Source organism: Rhodococcus oxybenzonivorans, from assembly GCF_003130705.1.
GTDB classification, from domain to species: Bacteria; Actinomycetota; Actinomycetes; order Mycobacteriales; family Mycobacteriaceae; genus Rhodococcus_F; species Rhodococcus_F oxybenzonivorans.
Genome location: NZ_CP021354.1, coordinates 4,801,246 through 4,824,086 on the forward strand (window position 1 = coordinate 4,801,246; position 22,841 = coordinate 4,824,086).

Consider the following 22,841-nt stretch of genomic DNA (forward strand, 5'->3'; position numbering starts at 1 on the left):
TGGGATTTCCAAGACGTCGACGGCATCGACGTCCGCCGCAGTAGTGCCGAGCGGTTACGACTCTGGAGTGCGTCTCGACAGAGTTCGTCCCGTACCGCAGTTTGGCGTCATTGAATAGGAGTCGCATCGGAGCGTGGGTGGACAACGCTGCTGCCGATACAGTTCGGGGGCATTCATCACACGGTGCGATGAATGCCCCCAGACACATGCGATCAGACGCGCCCGGCGATGTAATCCATCAGCCTGGCATGGAAGTGCCGGATCCGACTCTCCTGATAGGAGGCCAGGGTGATGCCCGGCTTGGTGCGCTGTAACGCTTTGAGGCCCCGCTGAACCTGGGGCATGTTGATGCGATCCTGGTTGACCACGGCGCTCAAGTTCCCCAGTTCCGGGGCATCGAGCCAGTCGCCGTCGCGCTCGAGCCAGTGCACCGGTGCCGGCTTGGGTCGCGGTCCTCCCTCCGGCACCGGTGTGAGGTAGAAGATCTCGAGGATGCAGGAGTCGGGATCCTCACCATTGGGCCGGAAGCGGTAGTAGATGTTCGTCATCCCCGAGTCCCACGGAAAAAAATTGGGGAAGACGAAATACTGCACGGCGTCCATGAGCTGATATGCCGGCACGGAGGTGAGATCCAGACCCAGGCGGGGCGCGAGATCCTCCCGGATCGTGTTGACGATGCGCTTGCGCGCCGTCATTCCCTCGGGCAGGCCTTCGAGCATCTCCCTCGGCACATCACGCGAGTTCTCACCGAGCCGCTCCTCGTAGAACGTACGGGCTGCAAGGTAGCTCTCGTAGATGTCCTCTTCCTCCAGCTCACCGAGCGTGCTGCTGCTGACACCGCGAGCTGACAGGACACGGTTGACGTTCTTCCCGAACAGATCAACCTGACTCATGTAGTCCTGGATGCTCGGCGCCGTCTGCGGGTGAGTTGCCGGCAGGTGGTAGGCCTCGATGAAGGCCTCGAGGGCAACCTTCCAGTTCGCCGACACCACCTGGGCAACGTGCGCCGACTTGAAGCGCGCTTCGTAGCTGGTGTGCTTGAAGTGGTCGGGAATGGGTGCCAGAAAGTCCTCGAGCGGTTCGCAGTCCGGGTCCATATTGATGAAAACGAATCCGCCCCAGGTACCTACGCGCGCCTCGGGCAAGGCAAACCTCTCACGGTCCACGTGTTTGAAGTCCCACTCGCTACATGGCAGCCGTTTGATCTCTCCGTCCAGCTCCCATGTCCAGCCGTGGAACGGGCAGCGAAATTCGGGGACCTTCCCGTCCGTGGCCCGCAGTCGGCGACCACGATGAAGACAGGCATTCTGGAGGGCCTTGATCTCCCCGCTCGCAGTGCGGGTGATGATGAAGGAGTCATTGACGATCTCGTAGACGATGTGGTCGCCGGGCTCTGGAATCTCTTCCTCCCGACACACCATCTGCCACGCCTTACGCCAGACGTGTTCGACTTCGAGCTCGAGGAATTCGCGCGACGTGTATCGGTCGATCGGAATGTCCTCGTCACCGAGGTCCGTCCACGACGGCCGCATGAACTCCGGAATCTCGTCGCCGTCCTCGCGGATGACTTGCTGGTAGGTCTTGCCCACTCGCCCGGCAACCTTCTGCTCGATCAGGGCTTCTGCGTCGGTCTGTTCGGACGACGGTTCGGAAAGCTGCGTCATATCGGAATGCTCCTCTCGCTAACGAATCACTTGTCCGGGCCGATGTAGGCACCAGCGACGTAGTCGAGCATCACCTGGTCCGCATAGCTCAGGTCGCCGGAGACCCGCGTCCCGTCCCGCTCGAACACGCCGCTCTGGCCGGTCGCGGGATCTTCGACTGCCACGGTCCCGTCGGGCAGCAGCGCGAAAACCATGTTCGTGCCGCGCTGCACCAATTTCTTACTCATCTGTCGCTCCTTAGGCGTATACCGCGGTTTGTCTTCGATCAGGCGTAGTGCTCGGCCCTGGCCACCATCAGGCCGTCTTCCGCACACCGCGTTTGACGACCACTAGATCGCCTACCGGCCGGGCCTGGCATGCCAGACGCAAGGTGCCCTCGTTGACGGGGTCCAGGACGGCTTCTAATCCCTCCGCCTCGAACGGTTCGACGGAGTTCAGATGTTCTGCCCCCTCGATCACCGACATGAAGCACATGTGGCAGGTGCCCATGCCCTCGCAGGTCGTCGGCCACCGCACGCTCTGCTCGACAGCCGCCTCGTAGACGCTCTGACCGCGGGCAACGTCGAGGACTATGCCTTTGGGCTGGACCGTGACCGTGACATTGTCGCCTCCTGGCTGCTGCATCTGTCTCCTTCGAATGCGTATGCGGCTTCAGACTGGTGTGCTTTATTGTATGCAAAATATTCGTCGTGTGTCCAGGTTCACAATTCTTACGGGGAAATGCCTACACAAGGCCGAGCGTCGCCGGGGCGTTGAGCTCGAGACGCTTGCGCACACCGTCAGTGGTGTCCGCTTCGACCGACACCACCAACTGGTCGACCCCGGCGGACTCGTACGCACTCACCAGTTCCGTGGTGAGGCGCGCACGGGGAGTCACCGTGATCTGGAAGTCCTTCAGATCGCGTCCGATCGCGTCTGCGTGCCGGACCATCAGCTCGCGTGCCTCCGCAACCTCGTCCGGGGTTTGACCGAAGCCGTACCACCCCGTTCCCAGTGCGGCTGCATCACGCAACGCCAGCGGTGTGGCGCCACCGAGGACCAGGCGCGGACCGCCTTCCTGGATCGGACGCGGATACGCGTCGATACCGTCGAATTCCACGAAGTCTCCGTGAAATTGGGGGTCGTCCATTGTCCACATCGCACGCAACGCTGCAAGATGCTCTCGAAAGCGAGCTCGCCGACGTTCCATCGGGACGCCGGTTGCTCGGAACTCGGGAACGACGTACCCCACGCCGACTCCGAGGACCAACCGCCCGCGGGAGAGAACGTCGACCGTGGCGGCAGCCTTCGCAAGTTGAACGGGGCCTCGCTGGGTCAACACGAGGATTCCGGTGCATAACTCGATGCGGTCGGTGAACGCCGCGAGGTACCCCAGGGTGACCAGCGGGTCCATGATGGGCCAGTCCGGGTCGAGCGGCGGTTTGGGTTGCCGCGGCTTCGGCAAGATCGCATGGTCGGCGGTCCACAGCGAGTGGTACCCGAGCTCCTCGCCTCGTGCTGCGAGTTCGCCCGCTTCGTCAGAGGCCATACCGCCGACATTGGCTCCGAAAAACCCGAGCTTCACGTTGTGCCTCCTGCAAAAAAAGTGCGCAGACTTTGCGCGTCGCTACGAGATTCGGTCCCGCACCGCGTCTCGCGCCCGCGCGCGATCAGGGTGCTGGGATGTTTCGTCGAACGCCTGGGTCTCCAATTCCAACTGCTCGGCTAGGTGACGCCGGTGGGAGTCCTTCAGCAGTCTCTTGGTCACAGGTACTGCCAGGCCGGGCATATACGCCAGACGGGTTGCGAGGTCCACGGCGCATGCGAGTAGCTCGCCATGAGGTACGACCTCGTTGACCAGACCCCAGGAGTGTGCCGCGGCAGCATCTAGTCGCGCGCCCCCGAGCAGAAGCTCGAATGCCCGGGTGTAACCCAGGACGCGCACGAGGTGGTGGGTCGCACCGTTGTCAGGTGACAGTCCGACCGGCGCGAACCCGGCCGAGAACGAGGCGCGATCGGACGCCAATCGGATGTCGGCGGCCGCCGCGAGGGATAGCCCCGCACCCAGCGCCGGACCGTTGACGGCCGCGATCAGCGGGATATCGAGCGCGTCCAGTTGCTGTATGACCGGGTGGTAGAAGCGCCGCATTCGCCGGGACGACGGCGCATAGTCCGACTTGGGTGCCCGAATGTCGCCGCCGGCGCAGAAACCCTTCCCCGCTCCCGTCAACACCACGGCTTTCACAGTGCCATCCGCAGCGGCGAGGACGTCGGAAAGCGCATCGAACAACTCGGGCACAACAGCATTGAGCCGCTCCGGGCGGTTCAACGTCAGGACGAGCACCGCGTCACGCATTTCACTCAGGACGAGGGACATCGAAGGCGTCAGGATTCTTCGATGGTCGCCACGACGTGGCCGACGGGGTAGGCCGTGTCCACCTCCGCGATGACTCGCAATACCCCGTTGGCCGGGGATTCGACCTCGAGCTGGGCCTTGTCTGCCTCGAGGACGTAAATTACCTGGCCCTCGGCTACCTGATCGCCGTCGTCGGCGAGCCATTCGGCGACATACCCCTCGGTCATCTCCATCGATGCCTGTGGGATGCGGATCTCCAACATGTTGTTCCTTCGGTCGTGAGTTAGGCGAGCAGGTCGCGTGCGGCCTGGATCATCCGCGCAGCGTCGGGGACGTACTGCGCCTCGAGGGGGCCGCCCGGTGTGGGTGCGTATGGCGCACCGAGTCGACGAACCGGCTTGTGCAGTTCACCGAGCAGTTCCTCGTGGATCTGGCTGGACACCTCGGCACCGAAACCGCCGAACTGCACAGCGGCGTGAGCGACGATTGCCCGCTTGGTCTTCGCGACGCTCTGGAGGACGGTGCTGATATCCAGTGGGACCAGCGACCTCAGGTCAACGACCTCGACGTCGACGCCTTCCGCCGCCAGCGCCTCGGCGGCCTCGAGGGCATCGAGCACCGCGCGACCGTAGGTGATGATGGAGAGGTCGGCACCCGGGCGCGCAATAGACGCACGCCCGAGGGGTACGCGGTAGTCCCCCACCGGTACGTCTCGCTTCTGCGGATCGAACACCACCCGGGACATTTCCATCACGACGCACGGATCCTCGTCGTAGATGCTGCTGAGCAGCAGTCCCTTGGCATCGAGCGGATTGCTGGCGCACACCACCTTCAGCCCTGGGACATTGGCCAACCAGGCCTCGAGGGACTGCGAGTGCTGCGCACCCATGTTGCCCCGGCCGGCACCGACGACCGTGCGGATGGTGATGGGCACGGCGGTGCGACCGCCGGACATGTAGCGCAGCTTCGCAGCATGGTTGGCGATCTGATCCATCGCGACACCGAAGAAGTCCATGAGCATGATTTCGACGATGGGCCGCATACCTGCGAGACCGGCGCCGATGGCCGTGCCGATGAGCGCCTGCTCCGCGATAGGAGTGGCCCGAACACGTTCCGTGCCGAACTTGGTCGACAGCCCCTTGGTCATTTTGAATACGCCACCGGCGGGGTCTGCGATGTCCTCTCCCAGCATGAACACTGACGGGTCAGTGCTGAGGGCGTAGTCGAAGGCATCGAGGCAGGCCTGCTGGAAGTTCATTTCCTGGAACTGCACCGTGGTCGATGCGTCCTTAGTAATCTGTGTCACCGTCATCGCCGTGAGTCCTCCTGGTTGCCGTACACATCGCGAAGCATTTCTTCGGGAGGGGTGGGGTCCGAGCTTCGCGCAAACTCCATCGCATCCCGGACTTCCTCGTCGACATCGGCGTCGATCGAGCTCAACGTGTCTTCGGAGTGCCAGCCCTCCTGCAGAATCGAGAGGCGGAACGCGACGACGGGGTCTCGCGCCTCAGCAGCCTTTCGCTCCTCGGCCGGGACATACCGGTTTTCGGAACCGAATGAGTGGCCCTTGGTGCGGTAGGTAACGGACTCCACGAACACCGGCCCCTGGCCCGCGCGAGCCTCTTCGACGGCCGCCTGGACCGCGGCATGAATCTCGAGAGGCGCGAATCCGTCGACTCGCACCGCGCGCATCCCGACTGCTTCCGCCCGGCTGGTGAGCTCGGTGTTGCGGGTGTAGTCGGAGATGCTGGTGTGCTCGGCCCACTGATTGTTCTGGCATACGAATACCAGCGGAAGGTTCCAGATCGCCGCGAGGTTCAGGCTTTCGGCGATCGCACCAATGGATGTGGCTCCATCACCGAACGTGGTGACGGCGACCTGTCCGTTGCCCTCGAGCTGAGCAGCTAAACCGAGTCCACACGCAATGGGGGCACCGGCACCGACGATTCCCGTCGTCGCCATGAGGCCGAGCTCCGGGGCGGACAGGTGCATCGAACCGCCTTTACCTTTGGACGTTCCGGTAACGCGCCCGAGGAACTCCGCGGCAATTCCACGCAGTGGCACACCTTTCGCGACGACGTCGCCTAGGCAGCGGTACGTTGTAGAGAGGTAATCACTCGGCTGCATCGCCAGGCCGATCGACGCGCACGTCGCCTCCAGGCCGCGAATCGGGTAGGACGGGAACCGCGCCTCACCGGTTGAGAGCACCTTCTGCAGGGCGTTTTCCAGCGCCCGCATACGTCTCATGCTCCGGTACAGGTTCAGAGCGACGTCAGCCGGCGTACCGACCGACTCCGCCGCGGCCACCGATGTCGGTGAAGAGACCACGGGTAGCTCCTTCCGAAAGTGGGGGGGTGGGCAGCGAATGCCCGTTGGCCTACTATTTTGCATGACATAGCTCTCGCACACAAGGGCGCGTCGACTCGGGTCGTCGCGCAGCCCTCGAGAAAGAAGAGGTGGGCACATGACGGATCTCGGCACGCAAGCTCTGTTCGGGCCCGTGAGCGGCAACCCGTGGCAGGGCAGAGTCGTCCATGAGGCGATCGACGCTGCCGCTGCCGCGTGGCCTGATCACGACGCGATCGTCGACGGCGACACAACCCTGACGTTCAGCGAACTCACGACGCGACGCGACGCACTGGCCGCTGTCCTGGCGCAGCGTGGAGTCAGTCGAGGAACCCACGTGGCGTTATATCTACGCCGCTCCTGGGAACACGTCGTCCTACTCCATGCGCTGTGGCGACTCGGCGCAGTGGTCGTTACGCTCAACACCGGCTGGGAAACCGATGAGCTCGAGTACGCACTGAACTTCACAGACGCGGAATTCCTCATCGCCAGCACCAGCGTCGCCGGAGTTGCTGTCTCACATCGCATCACCGGCCTCGGATTGCCAGAGCACGGTCCGGTCACCAACCCTCGGTTCCCGTCGCTCCGGGCCGTTGTCGGCGAAGATTCCGACGCGACTTCCCACGAATGGCACCTCCAGAGCTGGATGCGCGCCGAACCGGGTCCCCTTCCCGAACCGGTCCGAACCCAGGACGCAGTCATCCTGTTCACTTCCGGCTCCACCGCCCGGCCCAAGGGCGTCATCGTCCGTCAGGAATCCCTGCTGGGCTCGGCGCACTTCTTCATGGGCAGGCTCGGGTTAACCGACTCGGACCGATTCCTCGGGTTGGGCCAGTACTTTCATGCCGGCGGCCTGGTCCAACTACTCGGGACCAACCTGTACGGCACCGCCCACCACCTTTTCGACGGGTTTCAGCTCAAAAAGATCGTGCGTGCGGTCGACGAGTACGGGATTACCGCAACAACGGGGTTCGACCTGGTGCTGTCGCGTATCTGGGACGAGTTCGACCGCATCGAACGGCCGTGTCCTCTCCACAAGGTCGGATGTGCCCCTGGCATGGCCATGCACGACCGACTGGAAGACGCAGGCGCCACAGTTGTGATGATGTACGCGATGAGCGAGGCCGCGAATATGGTGTCGCTGACCGAACCTGTCGAATCCGAACGTGATCGGATGAGCAACGGCTACCCCTTGCCGGGGGTGACCGTTCGCATCTGCGACCCCGACTCCGGGGCTCTGATGCCCGCGGGTACGCCGGGAGAAATCTGTTTCGCCGGCTGGAATCTGTTCTCTGGCTATTACAAGGCGCCCGAGGAAACGAGTCGGGCGATGGATGGCGACGGCTTCTTCCACACCGGCGACTACGGCTGGCTCGACGAGAAAGGACGACTGTACTACCGCGGCCGGTATTCGATGATGGTGAAAACCGGTGGTGAGAACGTTTCGGAGACGGAGGTGGAGAACTTTCTGGTGCGGGAGGTCGCGGGGGTCGTCGGCGCCGCCGTTGTCGGCGCGCCGGACGAGCGCTGGGGCGAGGCAGTGGTCGCCTTCGTCGAACTTGCACCAGGTGTCGCCTTCGATCCCCATTGGCTCCGTGAAGCATGCCGAGGGAGAATCGCCGGTTACAAGATTCCGAAGCGGTTCATTCAGGTTGCTGCCGGCGACTGGCCGACAAGCCCCATGGGCAAGCTGCGAAAGCAGGAATTACGCATCGCTGCCCGACATGAGGCCCTCGAAGCGAAAGTAACTGCTCCCGAATAGCATTCGGTCCGGGTGCGAGCCATAGGCCGCACCCGGACCGAGTGTGATGAGAGGACGAGACTGCGAAATGTCAGTAGCTCTTCTCGAGCCCCAGAACCTTCTCGGACATGAAGTTGAGCACCATCTGGTTGTTCACCGGGGCGATCCGGTGCGGGCGCAGCTCGATCCAGTGCCGACCGATGTGGTATTCGGTGGCGAACGAGTACCCGCCGTGCACCTGCATGACAGCGTCGGCAGTGCGGAACGCCGCCTCGGACGCCAGATACTTCGCCATGTTGGCGAGACGCCCGATCTCCTTCGCCGGCGCTCCCCTGTCGTACGCGTCGGCCGCCTGCCGCACCGCGAGTCCGGCTGCGCAGAGCTGAATGTAGGAGTCCGCCAGAGGATGCTGTACCGACTGGTTCTTCCCGATCGTGCGTCCGAAGACCACGCGTTCGCCGGCGTAGGCAACACCCCGCTCCAGGCACCAGCGACCCATGCCGACACATTCTGCGGCCAGCAGGATCCGCTCGGAGTTCACACTCGCCAGAATCTGCCGGAAGCCCTGTCCCTCCTCACCGACAAGATCGGATACGGGAACCGGAAGGTCGTGGAACCACACCTCGTTGGAGTCGACGGCGTTGCGCCCGAGCTTGGGAATCTTCTTGATGGTGACCTCCGGGACCTTGAGATCGGCCATCAGCATCGACATACCCGAAGTGTGTTCCGTGCCATCGGCACCACGGCTGGAGGTTCGGCACAGCAGCAGGCATTTCTCGGCCCGCTGGGCGTGGGAGTTCCAGACCTTTTGACCGTTGACCACGTAGTGGTCACCCTGACGTACTGCTGAGGTGCTGATGCGGGAGGTGTCCGTCCCCGCGTCGGGCTCGGTGACCCCGAAGCTGACCGCGAGCTCGCCTGCGACCATGCGCTCGAGGTACTTCTGCTTGAGCTCGGCGCTGCCGTATTTGATGATCGAGCTCAGGGCGATGTGACTCGAGTGCACGGTGCTGCACGCCGCCGTGGCGCCGCCTCCTGCACCGACCTCCTCCAGCATCGCCGCTGCCTGGCTGATGCTTGCCCCTCCGCCCCCGTACTCCTCGGGCACCGTCATGGTGGTGAAGCCGCTCTTGACGAATTCCTCGAAGTAGTCCTGGGGAAATTCTCGGTGTTCCTCCTTGGCACTCCAGTATTCGAGGGGAAACTTGGCATTGATCGCCCTGACCGCTTCCCGGATGTCGTCGTGCCCGAGGGTGGTGATCGGCAGGTGCTCCTGCTTGATGGTCATTTCGTGTGGCCTTCCTCATCGTCGGTGTCCGCGTCGAGCGCTGCGGACTCGGTATCTGTCAGTTCGATCTCGAGGAAGCAGATGGCATCGGCGAGCGCCTTACCCTGGGGGTCCAGGCGCAGCGTGCTGGTTCCGCCGCGGCCGAGGATTCCGTGTAACAGGAAATTCAAGGCATGCAGATTTTCGAGTTCGAAACGCTCGGTTCGTATGGCACGGTCGGAGAAATACTTCTGCACGACATCAGCAGTCAGCTCGCGGCGTAAAGCGTTGAACCAAAGCTTCTCTCGCGCCGCGACACCGACATTGGCCATGCCGCCCTTGTCGCCCGACCGAGCGTAGGCGATCCGACCCACCGGTACCTTCATGTGCTCGGTCCTTCCTCGAGGAGTTCGACGGTCGGGTGAACGAGCTCACGTGGGACGAGGGTCGGCCAATAGCTCATCACCGAGGACACCCGGCTGCGGCCAGGTGACAGCGTGGTTTTGCCCGGCGGTCCGTGGAACACGGTGCTCAGTTCGACGACGGCACGCTGTAGATCAGCCTTGTCGCGTGCCCGTGCGGCGAACCGCAACACCACCTCGCTCGGCTCACCGGTGAACGTGCGCGGTGTCCGGCGCTCATGCACGGCACCCATGCCGATGAGGTCCCATCGCACTTCCTCGAGAGTGACACCCAGACGGGCGATGCGCCGTTCGAGCACGTCCTGGGCCTTGCGTGCCCGGGCGACCGCGTCCGGCGCGGAATACAGCCACAGCGAGCTGGTCGAGTATCCCTCGGGATAACTGGCGGAGACCTTCAGTGTGGGCGGGGCAGCGCGTCCGGTCGCGCCGTCGATTTCTACCAGGTCGGGACCGAGCTGGCGCACAGTGAGGGTGGTCCAGTCCGCGGCCACATCAGGGGTCAGGTATGCCCGCGGATCACCGATCTCGTAGAGGAGCTGCTCGACGGCTGTGGACACGTCCACGATTCCGCCGCTACCTGGTGTCTTACTGAGCTCGATGCGTCCACGCTCGTCGACTTCGACGATCGGGAAGCCGATGTCCGCCATGTCCGGAACATCCGCCCAGCCGGCCTGATGGTTCCCTCCCGTGACATGCGCGCCGCACTCGACTAGGTGGCCTGCGACGGTGCCTGCCGCGAGAAGGTCCCATTCGTCGTTCTTCCATCCAAAGGCGTGCCGTAGCGCACCCAGGGTCAAGGACGGATCTGCAACCCGGCCGGCAATCACGACGTTAGCCCCGAGGCGCAGAGCCTCCACCACCGGTTCGGCACCGATGTAGGCGTTGGCGCTCGCCAGTCTCTCCCGCACCGCCGAGAACGCCTCGCCGGTCTCCGTGTTACGGAAGTCGATGCCTTGCGCGACGAGTTCATCGATCCCCGGCATGAGATCGTCCCCACCGATCGCCGCGACGCGGACCCGGTCACCGACACCGAGTTCCTGGGCCAGCTCACGCACACGCCGCGCGCACCCGGACGGGTTCATGCCTCCGGCATTGCAGATGATGGTGACCCCACGCTCGACGGCGTCTCGGAGTCCGTCGCGGAGGATGGGGAGGATGTCGGCGGCATAACCGGCGTTCGGGTCGCGTTCCATCTGCTTACGCAGAACCGACATGGTCACCTCCGCGAGGAAATCCATGACCAGGTAGTCGATATTGCCCTCGCGGATCAGCCTGCCCGGCGCGGAGGTGTCATCACCCCAGTACCCGAGTCCGCCGCCGACGCGGATCGTCGACGCCGTCATCGGTTCTTCCAGACGGGTCGGCGCTTCTCACGGAAAGCACGTGGGCCTTCGAGCGCATCCTCGCTGTCGTAGACAGGACGGAAGATCTCATCGGCGATCACACTGGTGGCTCCTACCCCAGCTTCCGCGCCGACCCTCATCATCCACTTGTAGGCCTTGATCGAGAGGGGGGCGTTGTCGGCGATCGTCCGTGCGACCGCCCAAGCCCGCGGCAGAAGTTCGGTGGGCGGAAGGACTTCGTTGACGAGACCCACCTCGTAGGCGCGACGCGCAGAGATCGGTTGCGCCGTCAACAGCAACTCGGCAAGCACACGACGTGGCAGCATCCGCGTCAGAGGCGCCGCCCACGGTGCACCGCGGCTCCACTTGGCTTCGGAGATCGCAAACGATGCTGTTTCCGCTGCAAGGCAAAGGTCACCGAATTGGGCCATCCGGAATCCTCCGGCATACGCGGCGCCGTTGACAGCGGTGATCACCGGCTTCTCGATGAAGTCGTCCGGACCGAACTCGGCGAAGTAGTCCGGCGGCCGGCTTCCGGTGGCCCGGCCGGCCATCTCTTTCAGATCCGCCCCAGCGCAGAATACTTCTCCCACTCCAGTGAGGATGGCCACCCGGTAGGTGTCGTCGGTTGCGAATTCATGCATCGCCCGCGACAACGCCTCGCGGAGCTCCGTGTTCACAGCATTGCGCGCTTCGGGTCGATTCAACGTGAGCAGCAGAACGCCGTCACGAGACTCAGACTGCAGAACGTCCGTCATAGAAATCCCCTCGTCGTTTGACGATTATTTTGCATGCAATCGTCCACCTCGTCAACGTAGGGCAGTGCATGTAGGATGAAGTGCAGGATCCTATTTCTCGGAGGGGAGCGGCGAGTGGCTCACGACTCGTTCAATCACGACCCGTTGACCGACGCGTTGTGCACTTTGATTCGCACTGGGGAACTTTCCCCCGGTGAGCGCGTCGACCAACGCATCATCTCCGAGCGGCTCAAAGTCAGCCGCACACCGCTGCGGGAAGCCCTGCGCGCCCTCGAGTCGGACGGGATTCTGACTCGCGTCCCGAATGCGGGCTACGCCGTCGCGAAACTCAGCGCTACCGATCTCTTGCAATGCTATTCGATGCGAACCCTCCTCGAGGCGGAAGTTCTCCGCTCGATCAGCTGGCCGGACAGCGACGGGATCGCGAAGCTCGAGGCCCTGAACGAGGACTGCCGCGCAGCTGCCAGAGCCGACGACATCGAAGGTCTGATCGAAGCCAACCGAGCGTTCCACTTTCTCATGTTCAGCTGGTCACCCCTGACGATGTTCGTCAATGAGATCGGTCGAATCTGGCGACTGTCGGACCCGTACCGTGCTCTCCACTACCAATCGAACAGCGACCGCCGGAAGCGTGCGGTCGTGGACCACGACGCCATGATTGCGGCGGTCGAGGCTGCCGATGCGGACGAACTAGTCGCTCTGATGGACCGGCATCGCTCGGGTTCCCGCACCATGCTTCAAAGCATGCTCGGCCCGTCCGCGAGCCCAGCCCTTTTGAGACTCCCCCAGGAAGCTCCCCTCAGTCAGGGTAGCCACCTGTCTGCAAGCTGAGCGCGGCCAGCTCACTCTGGCACGGCGAAGCCTGAAAGCATTGCGCCACCCTGTCGTTGGATGCATACTACGATTGCATGCATAATTGTCTGCAAATCGCTCCGACAGAAGGGCACGCTCATGCGCCGCGTCTACGTCAGCACCATCTTCGATCAACCGATAGATGTCGTTTGGGCGTCACTGGGTGACTTCCACCGCGTCGATAAGTGGATCCGCATCGTCCACGCATCCAGCGTGGAGGGCGCCGGGACCGAGCAATTGCCGACGATCGGATCCATCCGTCGGCTCACGGTGGGAGAGGACCGGCACACAACACGGGAACGGCTGGTCTCTTACGATTCCCGAGCCCGGCGAATGACGTACGACCTCCCGGATGCACCCCCCTTCGGCATGACCGAGTATCTGGGTACCATCCACGCAGTTCCGGTCACCGACTCACACAAGACCTTCGTCGAGTGGTACGGCCAGTACACCTGCGCGAGCGCCGACGAAGCTCCGACCATCGAGGACAAGCTGCGCGGCATTTACACAGTCTTCCTGGGCGACCTGCGCGACCACCTCACCGAAATGGCGTCGGTCACCCCGGTGGCCTGACAGCCCATCGCGGGAGAACGCGACTAGGCGCGCAGCCCAGGACTGTGGCAAATCTCAGTACCCCCGGCCCGGTGATCTACACCACACCGAAACGTAGCGTCAATTCCAGTCCCCAGGGATGCACCGGAAATGTCGTCGAACGATCAGTTCCGTGTGTGATTCGACCGCGATTGCTGACATCGGTGAGGAGTTTGTCGTGACCACCATTGGCCAACTAGAGCTGCGTGGCGCTAGTCGCCCATCTGCGAACAACCAGGAGAGCACTCGGCCCGAACGATCCACCGCCGACCGCCGATTCGATGGAGGCGCTCAGCCGTCCTACTCGGTGCCAGCGATCTACGGCAGTCCACAACTCCCGGTGGCGTTCGAGCACGAGTCCCAGACATCCGTGCTTCAAAGGCCGAGCGATCTCTCGCACCACGCCGGCGATGACGTGTGGTCCGGCGCTGAGGCCAGCTATTCCCCCATACCGCTGGAGAACAGCGTCGGAATATGGATCGAGGCTTCGGGTACCAGTCCGGAGCGAGTACTCCTCTACTTACATGTTGGGGCACTACAGTGTTGGGGACTGCACAGCCATCAGCGCTTGGTGGCTCGAATGTCCGCTACTCTCGAGGCCGCGGTGTTCATGGTGGACTACCGGACAGTGCCCGAATACACCGTCAGCGAAGGCATCGGCGACGGCATCAGCGCGTTCCGAAGCCTGTTGGGAGCGGGCTACCAGCCTGATCAGATCGTCCTGGCAGTAGATTCGGCCGATGGAGACCTGGCGTTGATGGTCCCCATGGCGATTCAGGAACTGGGGCTGCCCCTACCGGCATCTATCGTCACGATATCGCCACTGACCGAAGAACCCCGATCTGCGTGCACACGGCAGCAGGCGAACTTCTCGCCGTGCGCACTGCTGCCCTCGAGCAAGGTAGGAGTGTCATGACGGCCTAGGTCCTACACCTTTCCGCGGGCTGCGGACCGCTCCAGCTGATTTTGTTCGGTGAGATCCGTCGACCTGTCAATCCCTTTCCATTGCTAAATCTGAGGCACCCTCGAGCGAGTATGCTTGCAAGGTGATGCCGGCCGATGCCACTTCGAGCAGATGAAGCGCACAAGTACCAACCCCGGCGGGTCGGCGGTAGATCCAGGCCCTTCTGCACGGGCACTCGTGGTAGCCGTCGCTGCGGCGGCAAACACTCATCGCGACGAGATCGTGCGTTTGATGATCGACCATGTCATCCTCGAAATGGCCGAAGTAGCGGCCGACCAACGACTCGTAGAATTGCTCGCAGTAGGGGCGGACGCTTCGGTTACCGCCAACGTACAGATGCTCGAGCACGACATCGACGTCAAGTGGATGACAGCGCCAGGGGCTGTCAGGGAGTTCGCCCGGGTAGTCGCTCAGCGAGGATTTCCTGTCGCTGTCCTGGAGCAGGGCTCTCGACTGACCCGAAACGTCATGTTGCGCTGGTGCTTGGAGCAACTCGGGGTGCTCGGAAAGGATCCCGTGGTCGTCGCCCAGGCAGCTGTGGATTTGATGTCGAGGCTGACCGACTGGGCCGACAATCTGTATCAACAGCTATTGGAGATTTACGAGGCCGCATTCGAGACCTGGCTGCGAAACCGTAGTGCAGCCCGATCAGCGCGGATCGACGACATTCTCGCAGGCCGCCATGTAGAGGTAGCCGAAGCCGAAATTACACTTGCCTACCGGCTCGATCAATGGCATCTAGGGTTGACAGCGTGGATCGACAGTTCAGCACACGGTGACTATTTGGCACGTCTGGACGAGGTGGTCACTACCCTCGCCAAAACCCTTGGCTGTCATAGTCGCCCGTTATTCGAGCCTCGTGACGAACGCACCGCATGGGCGTGGCTGCCGCTCGGAACCAGCCGCCGGGTCGACCTGTCCGAAGTCGCATCCACAATCGATGGTCGGGACGATTCGGTAACGATCGCTTTGGGGGCGGCGCACGAAGGAAGGAAGGGGTTCGTCCGCACCCACCAACAAGCCGTTCAGGCGGCTGTGGTGGCACGGGCGTCACAAGCTCCTGGACTCCACGCCGTACCCATGGAAGAGGTTGGGGCTGTGGCGCTGATGTGCTCAGACCTCGAACTGACCCGCTCATGGGTCAACGACGTCCTCGGCCCTTTGGCCGCCGACGATCCCACCATTGCACTGTATCGGGAGACCCTGCGCGTATTCCTGACGAGTGGCGGTAGCTACACGACTGCTGCCATTTCGTTGAACCTCCACAAAAACTCGGTCATGTACAGGCTGCGCAAGATCGAGGACCTGCTCGGGCGAAGCGTCCGCGAAAGACGGCTGGATCTCGAAAACGCTCTTGCGCTGTGCGCTTGGCTCGGCCCGGCCGTCCTTCACCCTTTCACGCCCGCAGACTGATATCGCGGAGCCGGCGGCACCACACATCCACGGCGGAACTCATTGCGGTGATAGATGGCTCAGGTCGGCGGCCTCCCCAGGCTCGCCGATCATGCCTCTCCGGTGCGGATCGCCCCCTCCAACCTCCCGCCCGGCGAAGCCGAAAGGGGAGCGCGAGAATGTGGCCCTGGACACATAGCGATTATTTTGCATACACTCGTTCATGCCAAGTCGTCGTCTTCCGACTTCTCCCGTGATATCGATCGCGGCCCTATCTCTATTGAAAGCTATGCCGCAGAACGGGAACAAGGAGCTGCTGTGAATCAGCCACATTATATGCCAACTCGCACGCAAGGAGTGGAATCTATGCCAGCCGGTGCCGAGAGCCCTCAGGAAGGAGCCGAATCTACATTGGCGCGCCTTGTCGTAACCCGGCGTGACGGGTTGCCAACGGTCATCGAGGCTGCGGGCGGTCGTTCGGTCATGGAACTGATCCGCGACCACGGTATCGACGAACTACTCGCGATGTGCGGCGGGTGTTGCTCGTGTGCGACCTGTCATGTCTACGTCGATCCGGCATTCGCCGACAGGCTGCCGCCGATGACCGGCGAGGAAGACGACCTGCTCGACAGTGCTGCCTCCCGCGACGCGAACTCACGCCTGTCGTGCCAGCTTGCGTTCACCGACGCCCTGGATGGCCTGCGTGTGACGATCGCTCAGGAAGAGTGACATGAAGAATTCGTACGACGCCCTGATCGTCGGTGCGGGTCATGCCGGCGCCCACACCGCGCTAGCTTTGCGACAGAACGGTTTCGGCGGCAGTGTCGCGCTGTTGGGTGACGAGCCCGAACCGCCTTACGAGCGGCCACCGCTCTCCAAGGAGTTCCTCAACGGTGACAAGCAGTTCGACCGACTATTGATCCGCCCGGTGCCATTTTGGGCAGAACGCGCCGTGCAGATGCTGCCTGGTCGCCGCGTAGTCGCCGTTGATCCCGTCGCTCGCACGGTGGGAACCACCGCGGGCGAGGAATTCACCTACGGTCGGCTGGTGTGGGCCACTGGCGGGCGGGCGCGCGCGCTGACCTGCCCCGGCGCGGGGGCTGCAGGTGTCCACAGCCTGCGGACTCGAGCCGACGCCGAGCGGATCCAACTCGCACTGCCCGACATTCAACATGTCGTGATCATCGGCGGTGGTTACATCGGCTTGGAAGTGGCCGCGGCGCTGGCGACAAAGGGCAAGAGCGTGACCGTGCTGGAGGCTTGTGAGAGGGTACTCGCACGCGTAGCCGGCGAGGAGCTTTCGCGGTTCTACGAAGCCGAGCATCGTGCGCGAGGCGTCGACGTCCGACTCGGCGCGAAGGTCGACGCCATCGAGACGAAAGACGGGCGCGTCACGGGCGTTTGCCTCGCCGACGGCACAGTTTTACCAGCAGAGATGGTGGTCGTGGGCATCGGCATCATCCCGGCGGTCGAGCCTCTGGTCGACGCCGGCGCCGAGGGAGGCAACGGCGTCGCAGTCGATGCATTCATGCGCACCAGCCTGCCGGACGTCTTGGCCGTTGGTGACTGCGCGTTCCACGCGAACCCGTTCGCCGACGGAGAGCGCGTTCGACTCGAGTCGGTTCAGAACGCCGTGGACACGGCCGCCACGGCGGGACGCACCCTGGTTGGCAATCCACTTCCGTACCACGCGGTGCCGTGGTTCTGGTCGAACCAGTTCGACTTGAAGCTGCAGACCATGGGTTTGTCGACCGGTTACGACCAAACGGTGGTACGTGGCGAGATGGCGACACGCAGCTTTTCCCTCGTCTACCTGCGGCGCGGACGGGTGATCGCCCTGGACTGCATCAATGCCACTCGAGATTTCGCGCAGGGACGGGCCTTGGTGACAGAGGGCGCGCAGATCGAGCCAGCCCTGTTGGCGGACGCTTCCATTCCGCTCAAACAGGCCAAGGTGATGGGCGCGCCCGCCTGAATAGCGCGCTGCACCTTCGACATTCTCGCACGAACCGTCCCATGGACGACCAAATAGGGCCGGCCTCCCAACGTCCGGTTCACCAGTTCGCCGACAGCCACGATGTAAGGAAACATGATGGACACCCAACACTCAGACCAGCCAATCAGTTTCGCCGACCCAGACGTCTATGCTTGCCCGTTCCCTGCCTACGATCGCCTGCGTGAAGAGCAGCCGGTGTACTGCGATCCGAAGTCCGGCCATTACGTCCTCACGCGATACGACGATGTGCGCAAGGCCATGCTGAACGTCGCCGCGCTGAGCAACAACACGGGGGTGATGGGCGATCGCTGGGCATCGGAGGCCAACCATCTGTTCGAGACGGAAGGCTGGTTGCCGATGAACACGCTGGTATCCAACGACCCACCGGGCCACCGGGCCTACCGCGCTCTGGTCGACAAAGTATTCACGACACAAAAGGTACGGAGCCTGGAACCGCGCATTCAGCAACTCGTCGACGAGCTGATCGACGACTTCGTGGGACTTTCCGAGATCGACTTCCTCGCCGCGTTCGCGGTGCCACTGCCGATGTACGTGATCTCCGAGCAGCTGGGCGTGGCGCACGAGGACCGAGCGCAGTTCAAGCATTGGTCCGACGTGGCCATGGAGAGCATGAACCCATTGGTGACGCCGGAGCGCCAAATCGTTCTGGCGCGAGAACTGATCGCGATGCAGCGTTACATGGCGCGCCAAATCGATCGCGTGCGTGCGACGCCCGACGACAAGCTGTTGAGCCGCTTGGCGAATTCAGAGACCGAGGGGCGGCGGCTCGATATGCGCGAACTGCAGAGCTTGATCCTGCAGATCCTGGTGGCCGGCAACGAGACGACGACGACGACGCTGGCACTTGGCATGAAGACATTGATCGAGCGTCCCGATCTTGCCGACACCGTCCGCCGCGATCCCGGATACGCCCAACTGTTCGTGGAGGAAACGCTGCGTGTCACGGCGCCGCTGCAGACACTGTTTCGACGGGCGCTCGCCGACGTCGAGATCGGGGGCGTGACGATTCCCCTCGGTTCGATGGTCGAAGTGCGGTTCGGCGCCGCGAACCGCGACCCACGGCAGTTCGCCTGCCCGGCGGACGTCGATTTGGACCGCCCGAACAGCGCGAGCCACCTCAGCTTCGGGGCTGGCATCCACATGTGCGTCGGTAATCAGCTTGCGCGAGCGGAGCTTCGGCTTGCGTTCCAAACCTTGACTCGGCGGCTGACCGGCTTCCGCACGACACGGGGCAGCGACAGCCTGCACTGGATGGACAACTACACCGCGTACGGGCCGGACCGGATGTGGATGACATTCGAGGTGCAAGGGTAACGACGACTGCTACTCGGACGCGGGTACCGGAGAGTGGGGTGACGCCCGCGTCCGGCAGACAGTCGAATGCTTCGTCCACGAGTGACCTCGAATGTGTCCACACCGCCGAAATGCTCCAATCGCGAACTGTATTGCGCTACAGACACTTCAGGGATACAATGGAGCTGTAGCGGGACAATGACAGCCTTCCTAGCCTGAGGATGCATTTGTCCCGCTACAGCTTTCCTCGTCTCTCCCGGCCAACCTGAATTCGGCTACCGACCCCACATCACAGCGCACTCTCGAGCACTCGCTCGAGGTCGTGTTCATTTACGCGGAACGTAGTCCCTGCGGAAGCGAAGTCACTCATCGCGGCCCTGGCGAGATCTGTCAGATCCGTGGGTGCGACGCCGATCTCGCTCAGCCGGCGGGGCTTCGAGAGGTCCGCCAGCAGCTTCTCCGCAGCTACCGATGCAGGCACCGAGCCGAAAACATCCTTTAATGCGGAAACAGCAGACGGGTCGCGACGGATCACCAAATCGAGTACGTGCGGAAGCACAATGGCGTCCACTACGCCGTTATGGACATGGACTTGGTGACCGATGGTGTGCGAAAGCGCAGCGGTGAGGCCCCCGCCGGCCGAGTCCGTTCCGTCGCCGACAAGCAAGGCAAGGACGGACAATTCGATCCTGACGTCCGGATCGTGCGGGTTGTCGGCGAGCGCACGGATACGGCCGGGAAGGTGACGGGCGGCGTAGCCGAGAGCCGCGTCGGCGAAAAGATTTCGCCGCTTGGTAGTGAGCCCCTCGACGGCCATGACAAGCGCATTCACGGCGGCGTCGCGGACTACGGTGTCGGGAGCGCCTACCATCAGCGCGGGGTCGACGATCACACAGCGGGCCCGCGTACCGGGATCGAACAGCGCAATACGCTCGGACAATTCCGTATGGGTGACAGCGGATCCGGCCTTCGTTGCCGCCGTCGTCGGCGTGGTCGGGAGAACCACCATCGGCAGCTTGGGCCGGTTCAGACGCGGACTGACGAGCTGGCCTCGGTCGTTGCGATGCGTTGCGAGTGCCGCGAGGTCTTTACCCTCGGCGCGAACAATGTTCGCAGCCCTGGCCGTAACCATGGCCGAACCGCCCCCGACGACCACCACCGCATCGGCGGTAGCCAGCTCATCCGCCGCAGCAAGGACCGTGTCGATCGGGCTGTGTGGACGGACGTCACTGATGACACCCGCCAGGTCGCGGCCGGCGGCCCGGGCGACGAACTCGATGAGGGTACCGTCCCGCGCAACACTGGGTGCACAGACCAGCACGGGCCGAGCCGAACCGCACCGATCGAGTTCAGCAGCGAGGTGTTCGGCGCCCCAGTGGACACGCAGCGCCGCGCGGAAGAAGGTCCGGACGCTCACGACGGCCCGTCGATCCCTATTCGGACGGCGAGCCGGTCCAGTTCACGGTCGACCGTGGTGAAGAGCCGAGCCGAGGTCAGCGTGCGCTTGTAGTAGAGGTGTCCTGGGTGTTCCCAGGTGTAGCCGATACCACCGAGCACCTGCAGTGCAGACGAGGCCACCCGGACGGCACAATCCGAGACGTGTGCGTGCGTCATCGCAGCTAATTCCTCTGGGTCATCAGCGTTCTCCGTGAGGCTCCACACCCCGTACCGCGCAACGTCCCGGGCGGTCTCCACGTCCACCAACATGTCGGCAAGCAGATGCTTGAGCGCCTGGAAGCTGCCGATCGCGCGCCCGAACTGTTGCCGCTCACGCGCGTGCGACAGTGCGAGATGGAGAGCCCCGCGAGCAACACCAGCCTGCTCAGCGGCCAGGAGGACGGCAGGCACTGCGCGGGCCCGACGGAGCGCGGCGGCGTCGAGGTGTTCGTGCGCCAACATGGCCGGGGCGCCCGTGACATGAATGGTGCCGAGAGGCCGCGTGGGATCGAGGGCCGACTCCGGGTGCACGTCGAGGCCGGTGGTTCCCCGGGTGACGCCGAAGATTCGCTCACCTTGTGGGGTGTGCGCGGCAATCAACACCAGACCGGCCTGTTCGGCATGCGGTACATGTGCGATCCGGCCATGGAGCAGCCAGCCACCCGGCCCCTGCTCTGCTCGAACGACATCGTCCGCACTCGCAGGGTCGGCCCACGTTCCGACGAGTTCTCCGGCCGCCAGCCCACCGAGCCACTTACGCGCCTGGTCGCCCACGCCTGCTTGCAGCGCAGCGACCGCAGCACCTGCGCTGGCCAGAAGCGGTTGAGTCGATACACTCTGCCCGGCCGCCTCCAGCACGACGGCGAGGTCGACGAGAGTGCCGCCTCCACCCCCGTCCGACTCGCCTACCGCAATGCCGGCCAGACCGAGTTCGCCCGTCAGCTGCCCCCATACCGCGGGGTCGGCCGTGGTCTTGCCGGCGAGCACGGCCTCGTGGTCGGCAGCGCGTGCGCGCTCGAAGAAGCGGCCGGCGTGCTGCGCCAGGTCCTGTTGGTCGTCGGTAAGATTAAACCGCATTTCTTTCCTCCTGCCTCGGCTCCTTGTGAACTGGTAACTGCCGCGGCTCGCGGGGCAGACCGAGCACACGTTCGGCAAGCGTGTTGCGCTGTATCTGCAGAGAGCCGCCGTAGACCGTTCCAGGGCGGGCGTGCAATGCATCGTCGACCCAGGCCGTGGCTGATGCAGCATCGAGACCGCGTGGTTGCGGACCGAGAGCTGCGACCGCACCGGGCCCATCGAGGCTCAGGGCGGATCGCCCGAGAAGGTCGAGGGCGAGTTCGGTAACACGTTGGCGGTACAAAGACATGAACATCTTCGTGACCGAGGATTCGGGGCCGGGCGGGTCTCCCGACACTCCTGCCGAAAGGCTACGTAGCGCGAGGCAGCGCAGCACGTGTACGTCGGCACGGCACCGAGCGATGCGCCGCCGGAGTCCCCGGTCTCTCGCGCCACCCGTCGCGCGGGCGAGTTCGATGAGCCTCTCGACTTCGATTCGGGCTGCGGCGGCGGCCGCCAACCCACCTGCACCTCGCTCGAAACCCAGCAGGCCGAGTGCAACCTGCGCCCCGTTACCGATGCCGCCCACCACATGTTCATCCGAGGCGACCGCGTCGGTGAGAAACACCTCGGCAAACTCCGTTTCACCCGCCATGTTCTTGATGCCGCGCACTGTCACACCCGGCTGATCGATCGGCAGCAACATGAAGCTGAGCCCCTTACCGCCGGGGAGGGCGGGATCGGTCCGAACCAGCGCGAACAGCCAGTTGGCGCTGAGCCCGGCCGTTTGCCAGATCTTCTGGCCGTTGATGATCCACGAATCTCCCTGCCGCACAGCCCTCGTCCGAACATTGAACAGGTCCGAACCTGCCTCTGGTTCGGAATAGCCTTGTGCCCAGGTGATTTCTCCAGAAAGGGTCCGAGGGAGAAAGAAGGCCTTCTGTGCCGCCGAACCGTAGTGCATCAGCGTCGGGCCGAGAAGCACCATCCCGTTCGCGTCGTTCGCAGTCGGGAATTGGGGGGCGCCCGCTTCCGCAAGCTCTTCGGTGACGATCGACTGCTCGATCAATGTCAAGCCACCGCCGCCGTACTCCGCCGGCCAACCGGGCGCAAGGAGTCCATGCTCGAGAAGAGTCGCCCGCCATTCCGACCGGAATGTCGCGCGCTCCCCCTCGGACAGAGCACCGAATCCATGCCAATCAGGACCCAAAAGTCGTGCTAGAAGCTCACGCACCTCCATCCGGTAGCGCTGCTCAGCGTCCGAGTAATGCAGATCCATCGTCGTCTCTTCCCATCGCCGGGCCATCGACACTCAGTGTAGCCGAATGGCATGCATTATGGCATTCTTTACGGGAGGTAGCTA

Annotated in this window: 23 protein-coding genes; 8 read left to right on the forward strand and 15 right to left on the reverse strand. The window is 63.5% G+C overall.

The window, feature by feature from the left end; translation table 11 throughout:
• Positions 1-212 precede the first annotated feature (212 nt).
• From CBI38_RS22450 to CBI38_RS22485, 8 genes are all read right to left on the reverse strand, one after another.
• The gene (locus tag CBI38_RS22450) at positions 213-1,664 is read right to left on the reverse strand and encodes an aromatic ring-hydroxylating oxygenase subunit alpha (protein WP_109332322.1); all 1,452 of its coding nucleotides are present in this window, start codon (positions 1,662-1,664) and stop codon (positions 213-215) included.
• Positions 1,665-1,690: 26 nt separating this feature from the next.
• Complete coding sequence (locus tag CBI38_RS22455; RefSeq protein ID WP_109332335.1) at positions 1,691-1,891, reverse strand: hypothetical protein; 201 nt, start codon at positions 1,889-1,891, stop codon at positions 1,691-1,693.
• A gap of 67 nt (positions 1,892-1,958) precedes the next feature.
• Positions 1,959-2,288, reverse strand: coding sequence for a 2Fe-2S iron-sulfur cluster-binding protein (locus CBI38_RS22460; protein WP_109332346.1), 330 nt, complete (start codon positions 2,286-2,288; stop codon positions 1,959-1,961).
• A 100-nt stretch (positions 2,289-2,388) separates the two neighbouring features.
• Positions 2,389-3,228 (reverse strand): TIGR03619 family F420-dependent LLM class oxidoreductase, encoded by an 840-nt coding sequence (locus tag CBI38_RS22465; protein WP_109332347.1) that lies wholly within the window; start codon positions 3,226-3,228, stop codon positions 2,389-2,391.
• Positions 3,229-3,270: 42 nt separating this feature from the next.
• Entirely contained in the window at positions 3,271-4,020 is a 750-nt protein-coding gene (locus tag CBI38_RS22470) for an enoyl-CoA hydratase/isomerase family protein (protein ID WP_109332348.1), read from the reverse strand.
• An 8-nt stretch (positions 4,021-4,028) separates the two neighbouring features.
• The gene (locus CBI38_RS22475) at positions 4,029-4,262 is read right to left on the reverse strand and encodes a lipoyl domain-containing protein (RefSeq protein WP_109332349.1); all 234 of its coding nucleotides are present in this window, start codon (positions 4,260-4,262) and stop codon (positions 4,029-4,031) included.
• 20 nt (positions 4,263-4,282) lie between these two features.
• Positions 4,283-5,311, reverse strand: a complete 1,029-nt coding sequence (locus CBI38_RS22480) for an alpha-ketoacid dehydrogenase subunit beta (RefSeq protein WP_230989921.1) — start codon at positions 5,309-5,311, stop codon at positions 4,283-4,285.
• Positions 5,308-6,327, reverse strand: coding sequence for a thiamine pyrophosphate-dependent dehydrogenase E1 component subunit alpha (locus CBI38_RS22485; RefSeq protein ID WP_162603266.1), 1,020 nt, complete (start codon positions 6,325-6,327; stop codon positions 5,308-5,310). Before CBI38_RS22485 ends, CBI38_RS22480 begins: the two co-directional genes overlap by 4 nt.
• Before the next feature lie 136 nt (positions 6,328-6,463).
• On the opposite strand from CBI38_RS22485, the gene CBI38_RS22490 reads away from it, so the two are divergent.
• Positions 6,464-8,107 carry a class I adenylate-forming enzyme family protein gene (locus CBI38_RS22490; RefSeq protein ID WP_109332354.1) on the forward strand — a complete coding sequence of 548 codons (1,644 nt, stop codon included), beginning with the start codon at positions 6,464-6,466 and terminating at the stop codon, positions 8,105-8,107.
• A gap of 70 nt (positions 8,108-8,177) precedes the next feature.
• On the opposite strand, the gene CBI38_RS22495 is transcribed toward CBI38_RS22490, so the two are convergent.
• Genes CBI38_RS22495 through CBI38_RS22510 form a run of 4 tightly spaced genes read right to left on the reverse strand, consistent with a single transcriptional unit; the run spans position 8,178 to position 11,876 of the window.
• Complete coding sequence (locus CBI38_RS22495) at positions 8,178-9,374, reverse strand: acyl-CoA dehydrogenase family protein (RefSeq protein ID WP_109332355.1); 1,197 nt, start codon at positions 9,372-9,374, stop codon at positions 8,178-8,180.
• Positions 9,371-9,739, reverse strand: coding sequence for an AtuA-related protein (locus tag CBI38_RS22500; protein ID WP_109332356.1), 369 nt, complete (start codon positions 9,737-9,739; stop codon positions 9,371-9,373). Before CBI38_RS22500 ends, CBI38_RS22495 begins: the two co-directional genes overlap by 4 nt.
• Positions 9,736-11,118: an acyclic terpene utilization AtuA family protein gene (locus CBI38_RS22505; protein WP_109332358.1), complete on the reverse strand. Its 1,383-nt coding sequence runs from the start codon at positions 11,116-11,118 to the stop codon at positions 9,736-9,738. Before CBI38_RS22505 ends, CBI38_RS22500 begins: the two co-directional genes overlap by 4 nt.
• On the reverse strand, positions 11,115-11,876 hold the full coding sequence (locus CBI38_RS22510; protein WP_109332364.1) for an enoyl-CoA hydratase/isomerase family protein: 762 nt from the start codon (positions 11,874-11,876) through the stop codon (positions 11,115-11,117). The genes CBI38_RS22505 and CBI38_RS22510 overlap by 4 nt, the downstream gene beginning before the upstream one ends.
• Before the next feature lie 114 nt (positions 11,877-11,990).
• Between CBI38_RS22510 and CBI38_RS22515 the strand changes: the two genes are divergently transcribed.
• The 7 genes from CBI38_RS22515 to CBI38_RS22545 all read left to right on the forward strand — a co-directional run bounded on the left by CBI38_RS22515 (position 11,991) and on the right by CBI38_RS22545 (position 19,006).
• Complete coding sequence (locus CBI38_RS22515) at positions 11,991-12,707, forward strand: GntR family transcriptional regulator (RefSeq protein WP_230989922.1); 717 nt, start codon at positions 11,991-11,993, stop codon at positions 12,705-12,707.
• 120 nt (positions 12,708-12,827) lie between these two features.
• The gene (locus CBI38_RS22520; RefSeq protein WP_162603267.1) at positions 12,828-13,301 is read left to right on the forward strand and encodes an SRPBCC family protein; all 474 of its coding nucleotides are present in this window, start codon (positions 12,828-12,830) and stop codon (positions 13,299-13,301) included.
• Positions 13,302-13,419: 118 nt separating this feature from the next.
• The gene (locus CBI38_RS22525; protein ID WP_109332367.1) at positions 13,420-14,235 is read left to right on the forward strand and encodes an alpha/beta hydrolase; all 816 of its coding nucleotides are present in this window, start codon (positions 13,420-13,422) and stop codon (positions 14,233-14,235) included.
• A gap of 159 nt (positions 14,236-14,394) precedes the next feature.
• Complete coding sequence (locus tag CBI38_RS22530; RefSeq protein ID WP_109332374.1) at positions 14,395-15,696, forward strand: PucR family transcriptional regulator; 1,302 nt, start codon at positions 14,395-14,397, stop codon at positions 15,694-15,696.
• 345 nt (positions 15,697-16,041) lie between these two features.
• The gene (locus CBI38_RS22535; RefSeq protein WP_109332375.1) at positions 16,042-16,404 is read left to right on the forward strand and encodes a 2Fe-2S iron-sulfur cluster-binding protein; all 363 of its coding nucleotides are present in this window, start codon (positions 16,042-16,044) and stop codon (positions 16,402-16,404) included.
• Position 16,405: 1 nt separating this feature from the next.
• Positions 16,406-17,650 carry an NAD(P)/FAD-dependent oxidoreductase gene (locus tag CBI38_RS22540; RefSeq protein WP_109332376.1) on the forward strand — a complete coding sequence of 415 codons (1,245 nt, stop codon included), beginning with the start codon at positions 16,406-16,408 and terminating at the stop codon, positions 17,648-17,650.
• A 114-nt stretch (positions 17,651-17,764) separates the two neighbouring features.
• Entirely contained in the window at positions 17,765-19,006 is a 1,242-nt protein-coding gene (locus CBI38_RS22545; protein ID WP_204164799.1) for a cytochrome P450, read from the forward strand.
• 268 nt (positions 19,007-19,274) lie between these two features.
• Here the strand turns inward: CBI38_RS22545 and CBI38_RS22550 are convergent, their stop codons facing one another.
• From CBI38_RS22550 to CBI38_RS22560, 3 genes are read right to left on the reverse strand one after another with little or no spacing between them, the layout of a single operon-like run.
• On the reverse strand, positions 19,275-20,402 hold the full coding sequence (locus CBI38_RS22550; RefSeq protein ID WP_109332379.1) for an iron-containing alcohol dehydrogenase family protein: 1,128 nt from the start codon (positions 20,400-20,402) through the stop codon (positions 19,275-19,277).
• A complete protein-coding gene (locus CBI38_RS22555) occupies positions 20,399-21,499 on the reverse strand; it encodes an acyl-CoA dehydrogenase family protein (protein WP_162603270.1) in 1,101 nt (366 codons plus the stop codon). Before CBI38_RS22555 ends, CBI38_RS22550 begins: the two co-directional genes overlap by 4 nt.
• A complete protein-coding gene (locus tag CBI38_RS22560) occupies positions 21,489-22,757 on the reverse strand; it encodes an acyl-CoA dehydrogenase family protein (protein ID WP_109332381.1) in 1,269 nt (422 codons plus the stop codon). Before CBI38_RS22560 ends, CBI38_RS22555 begins: the two co-directional genes overlap by 11 nt.
• Positions 22,758-22,841: the final 84 nt, after the last annotated feature.

What these genes read in the sequence shown, in the direction of transcription:
- CBI38_RS22460 (WP_109332346.1), bottom strand. Translation starts at nt 2,288, where the DNA reads ATGCAGCAGCCAGGAGGCGACAATGTCACGGTCACGGTCCAGCCCAAA.
- CBI38_RS22530 (WP_109332374.1), top strand. Translation starts at nt 14,395, where the DNA reads ATGAAGCGCACAAGTACCAACCCCGGCGGGTCGGCGGTAGATCCAGGC.
- CBI38_RS22505 (WP_109332358.1), bottom strand. Translation starts at nt 11,118, where the DNA reads ATGACGGCGTCGACGATCCGCGTCGGCGGCGGACTCGGGTACTGGGGT.
- CBI38_RS22450 (WP_109332322.1), bottom strand. Translation starts at nt 1,664, where the DNA reads ATGACGCAGCTTTCCGAACCGTCGTCCGAACAGACCGACGCAGAAGCC.
- CBI38_RS22535 (WP_109332375.1), top strand. Translation starts at nt 16,042, where the DNA reads ATGCCAGCCGGTGCCGAGAGCCCTCAGGAAGGAGCCGAATCTACATTG.
- CBI38_RS22500 (WP_109332356.1), bottom strand. Translation starts at nt 9,739, where the DNA reads ATGAAGGTACCGGTGGGTCGGATCGCCTACGCTCGGTCGGGCGACAAG.
- CBI38_RS22470 (WP_109332348.1), bottom strand. Translation starts at nt 4,020, where the DNA reads ATGTCCCTCGTCCTGAGTGAAATGCGTGACGCGGTGCTCGTCCTGACG.
- CBI38_RS22480 (WP_230989921.1), bottom strand. Translation starts at nt 5,311, where the DNA reads ATGACGGTGACACAGATTACTAAGGACGCATCGACCACGGTGCAGTTC.
- CBI38_RS22455 (WP_109332335.1), bottom strand. Translation starts at nt 1,891, where the DNA reads ATGAGTAAGAAATTGGTGCAGCGCGGCACGAACATGGTTTTCGCGCTG.
- CBI38_RS22560 (WP_109332381.1), bottom strand. Translation starts at nt 22,757, where the DNA reads ATGGATCTGCATTACTCGGACGCTGAGCAGCGCTACCGGATGGAGGTG.
- CBI38_RS22495 (WP_109332355.1), bottom strand. Translation starts at nt 9,374, where the DNA reads ATGACCATCAAGCAGGAGCACCTGCCGATCACCACCCTCGGGCACGAC.
- CBI38_RS22510 (WP_109332364.1), bottom strand. Translation starts at nt 11,876, where the DNA reads ATGACGGACGTTCTGCAGTCTGAGTCTCGTGACGGCGTTCTGCTGCTC.
- CBI38_RS22520 (WP_162603267.1), top strand. Translation starts at nt 12,828, where the DNA reads ATGCGCCGCGTCTACGTCAGCACCATCTTCGATCAACCGATAGATGTC.
- CBI38_RS22540 (WP_109332376.1), top strand. Translation starts at nt 16,406, where the DNA reads ATGAAGAATTCGTACGACGCCCTGATCGTCGGTGCGGGTCATGCCGGC.
- CBI38_RS22555 (WP_162603270.1), bottom strand. Translation starts at nt 21,499, where the DNA reads ATGCGGTTTAATCTTACCGACGACCAACAGGACCTGGCGCAGCACGCC.
- CBI38_RS22525 (WP_109332367.1), top strand. Translation starts at nt 13,420, where the DNA reads ATGCACCGGAAATGTCGTCGAACGATCAGTTCCGTGTGTGATTCGACC.
- CBI38_RS22475 (WP_109332349.1), bottom strand. Translation starts at nt 4,262, where the DNA reads ATGTTGGAGATCCGCATCCCACAGGCATCGATGGAGATGACCGAGGGG.
- CBI38_RS22490 (WP_109332354.1), top strand. Translation starts at nt 6,464, where the DNA reads ATGACGGATCTCGGCACGCAAGCTCTGTTCGGGCCCGTGAGCGGCAAC.
- CBI38_RS22545 (WP_204164799.1), top strand. Translation starts at nt 17,765, where the DNA reads ATGATGGACACCCAACACTCAGACCAGCCAATCAGTTTCGCCGACCCA.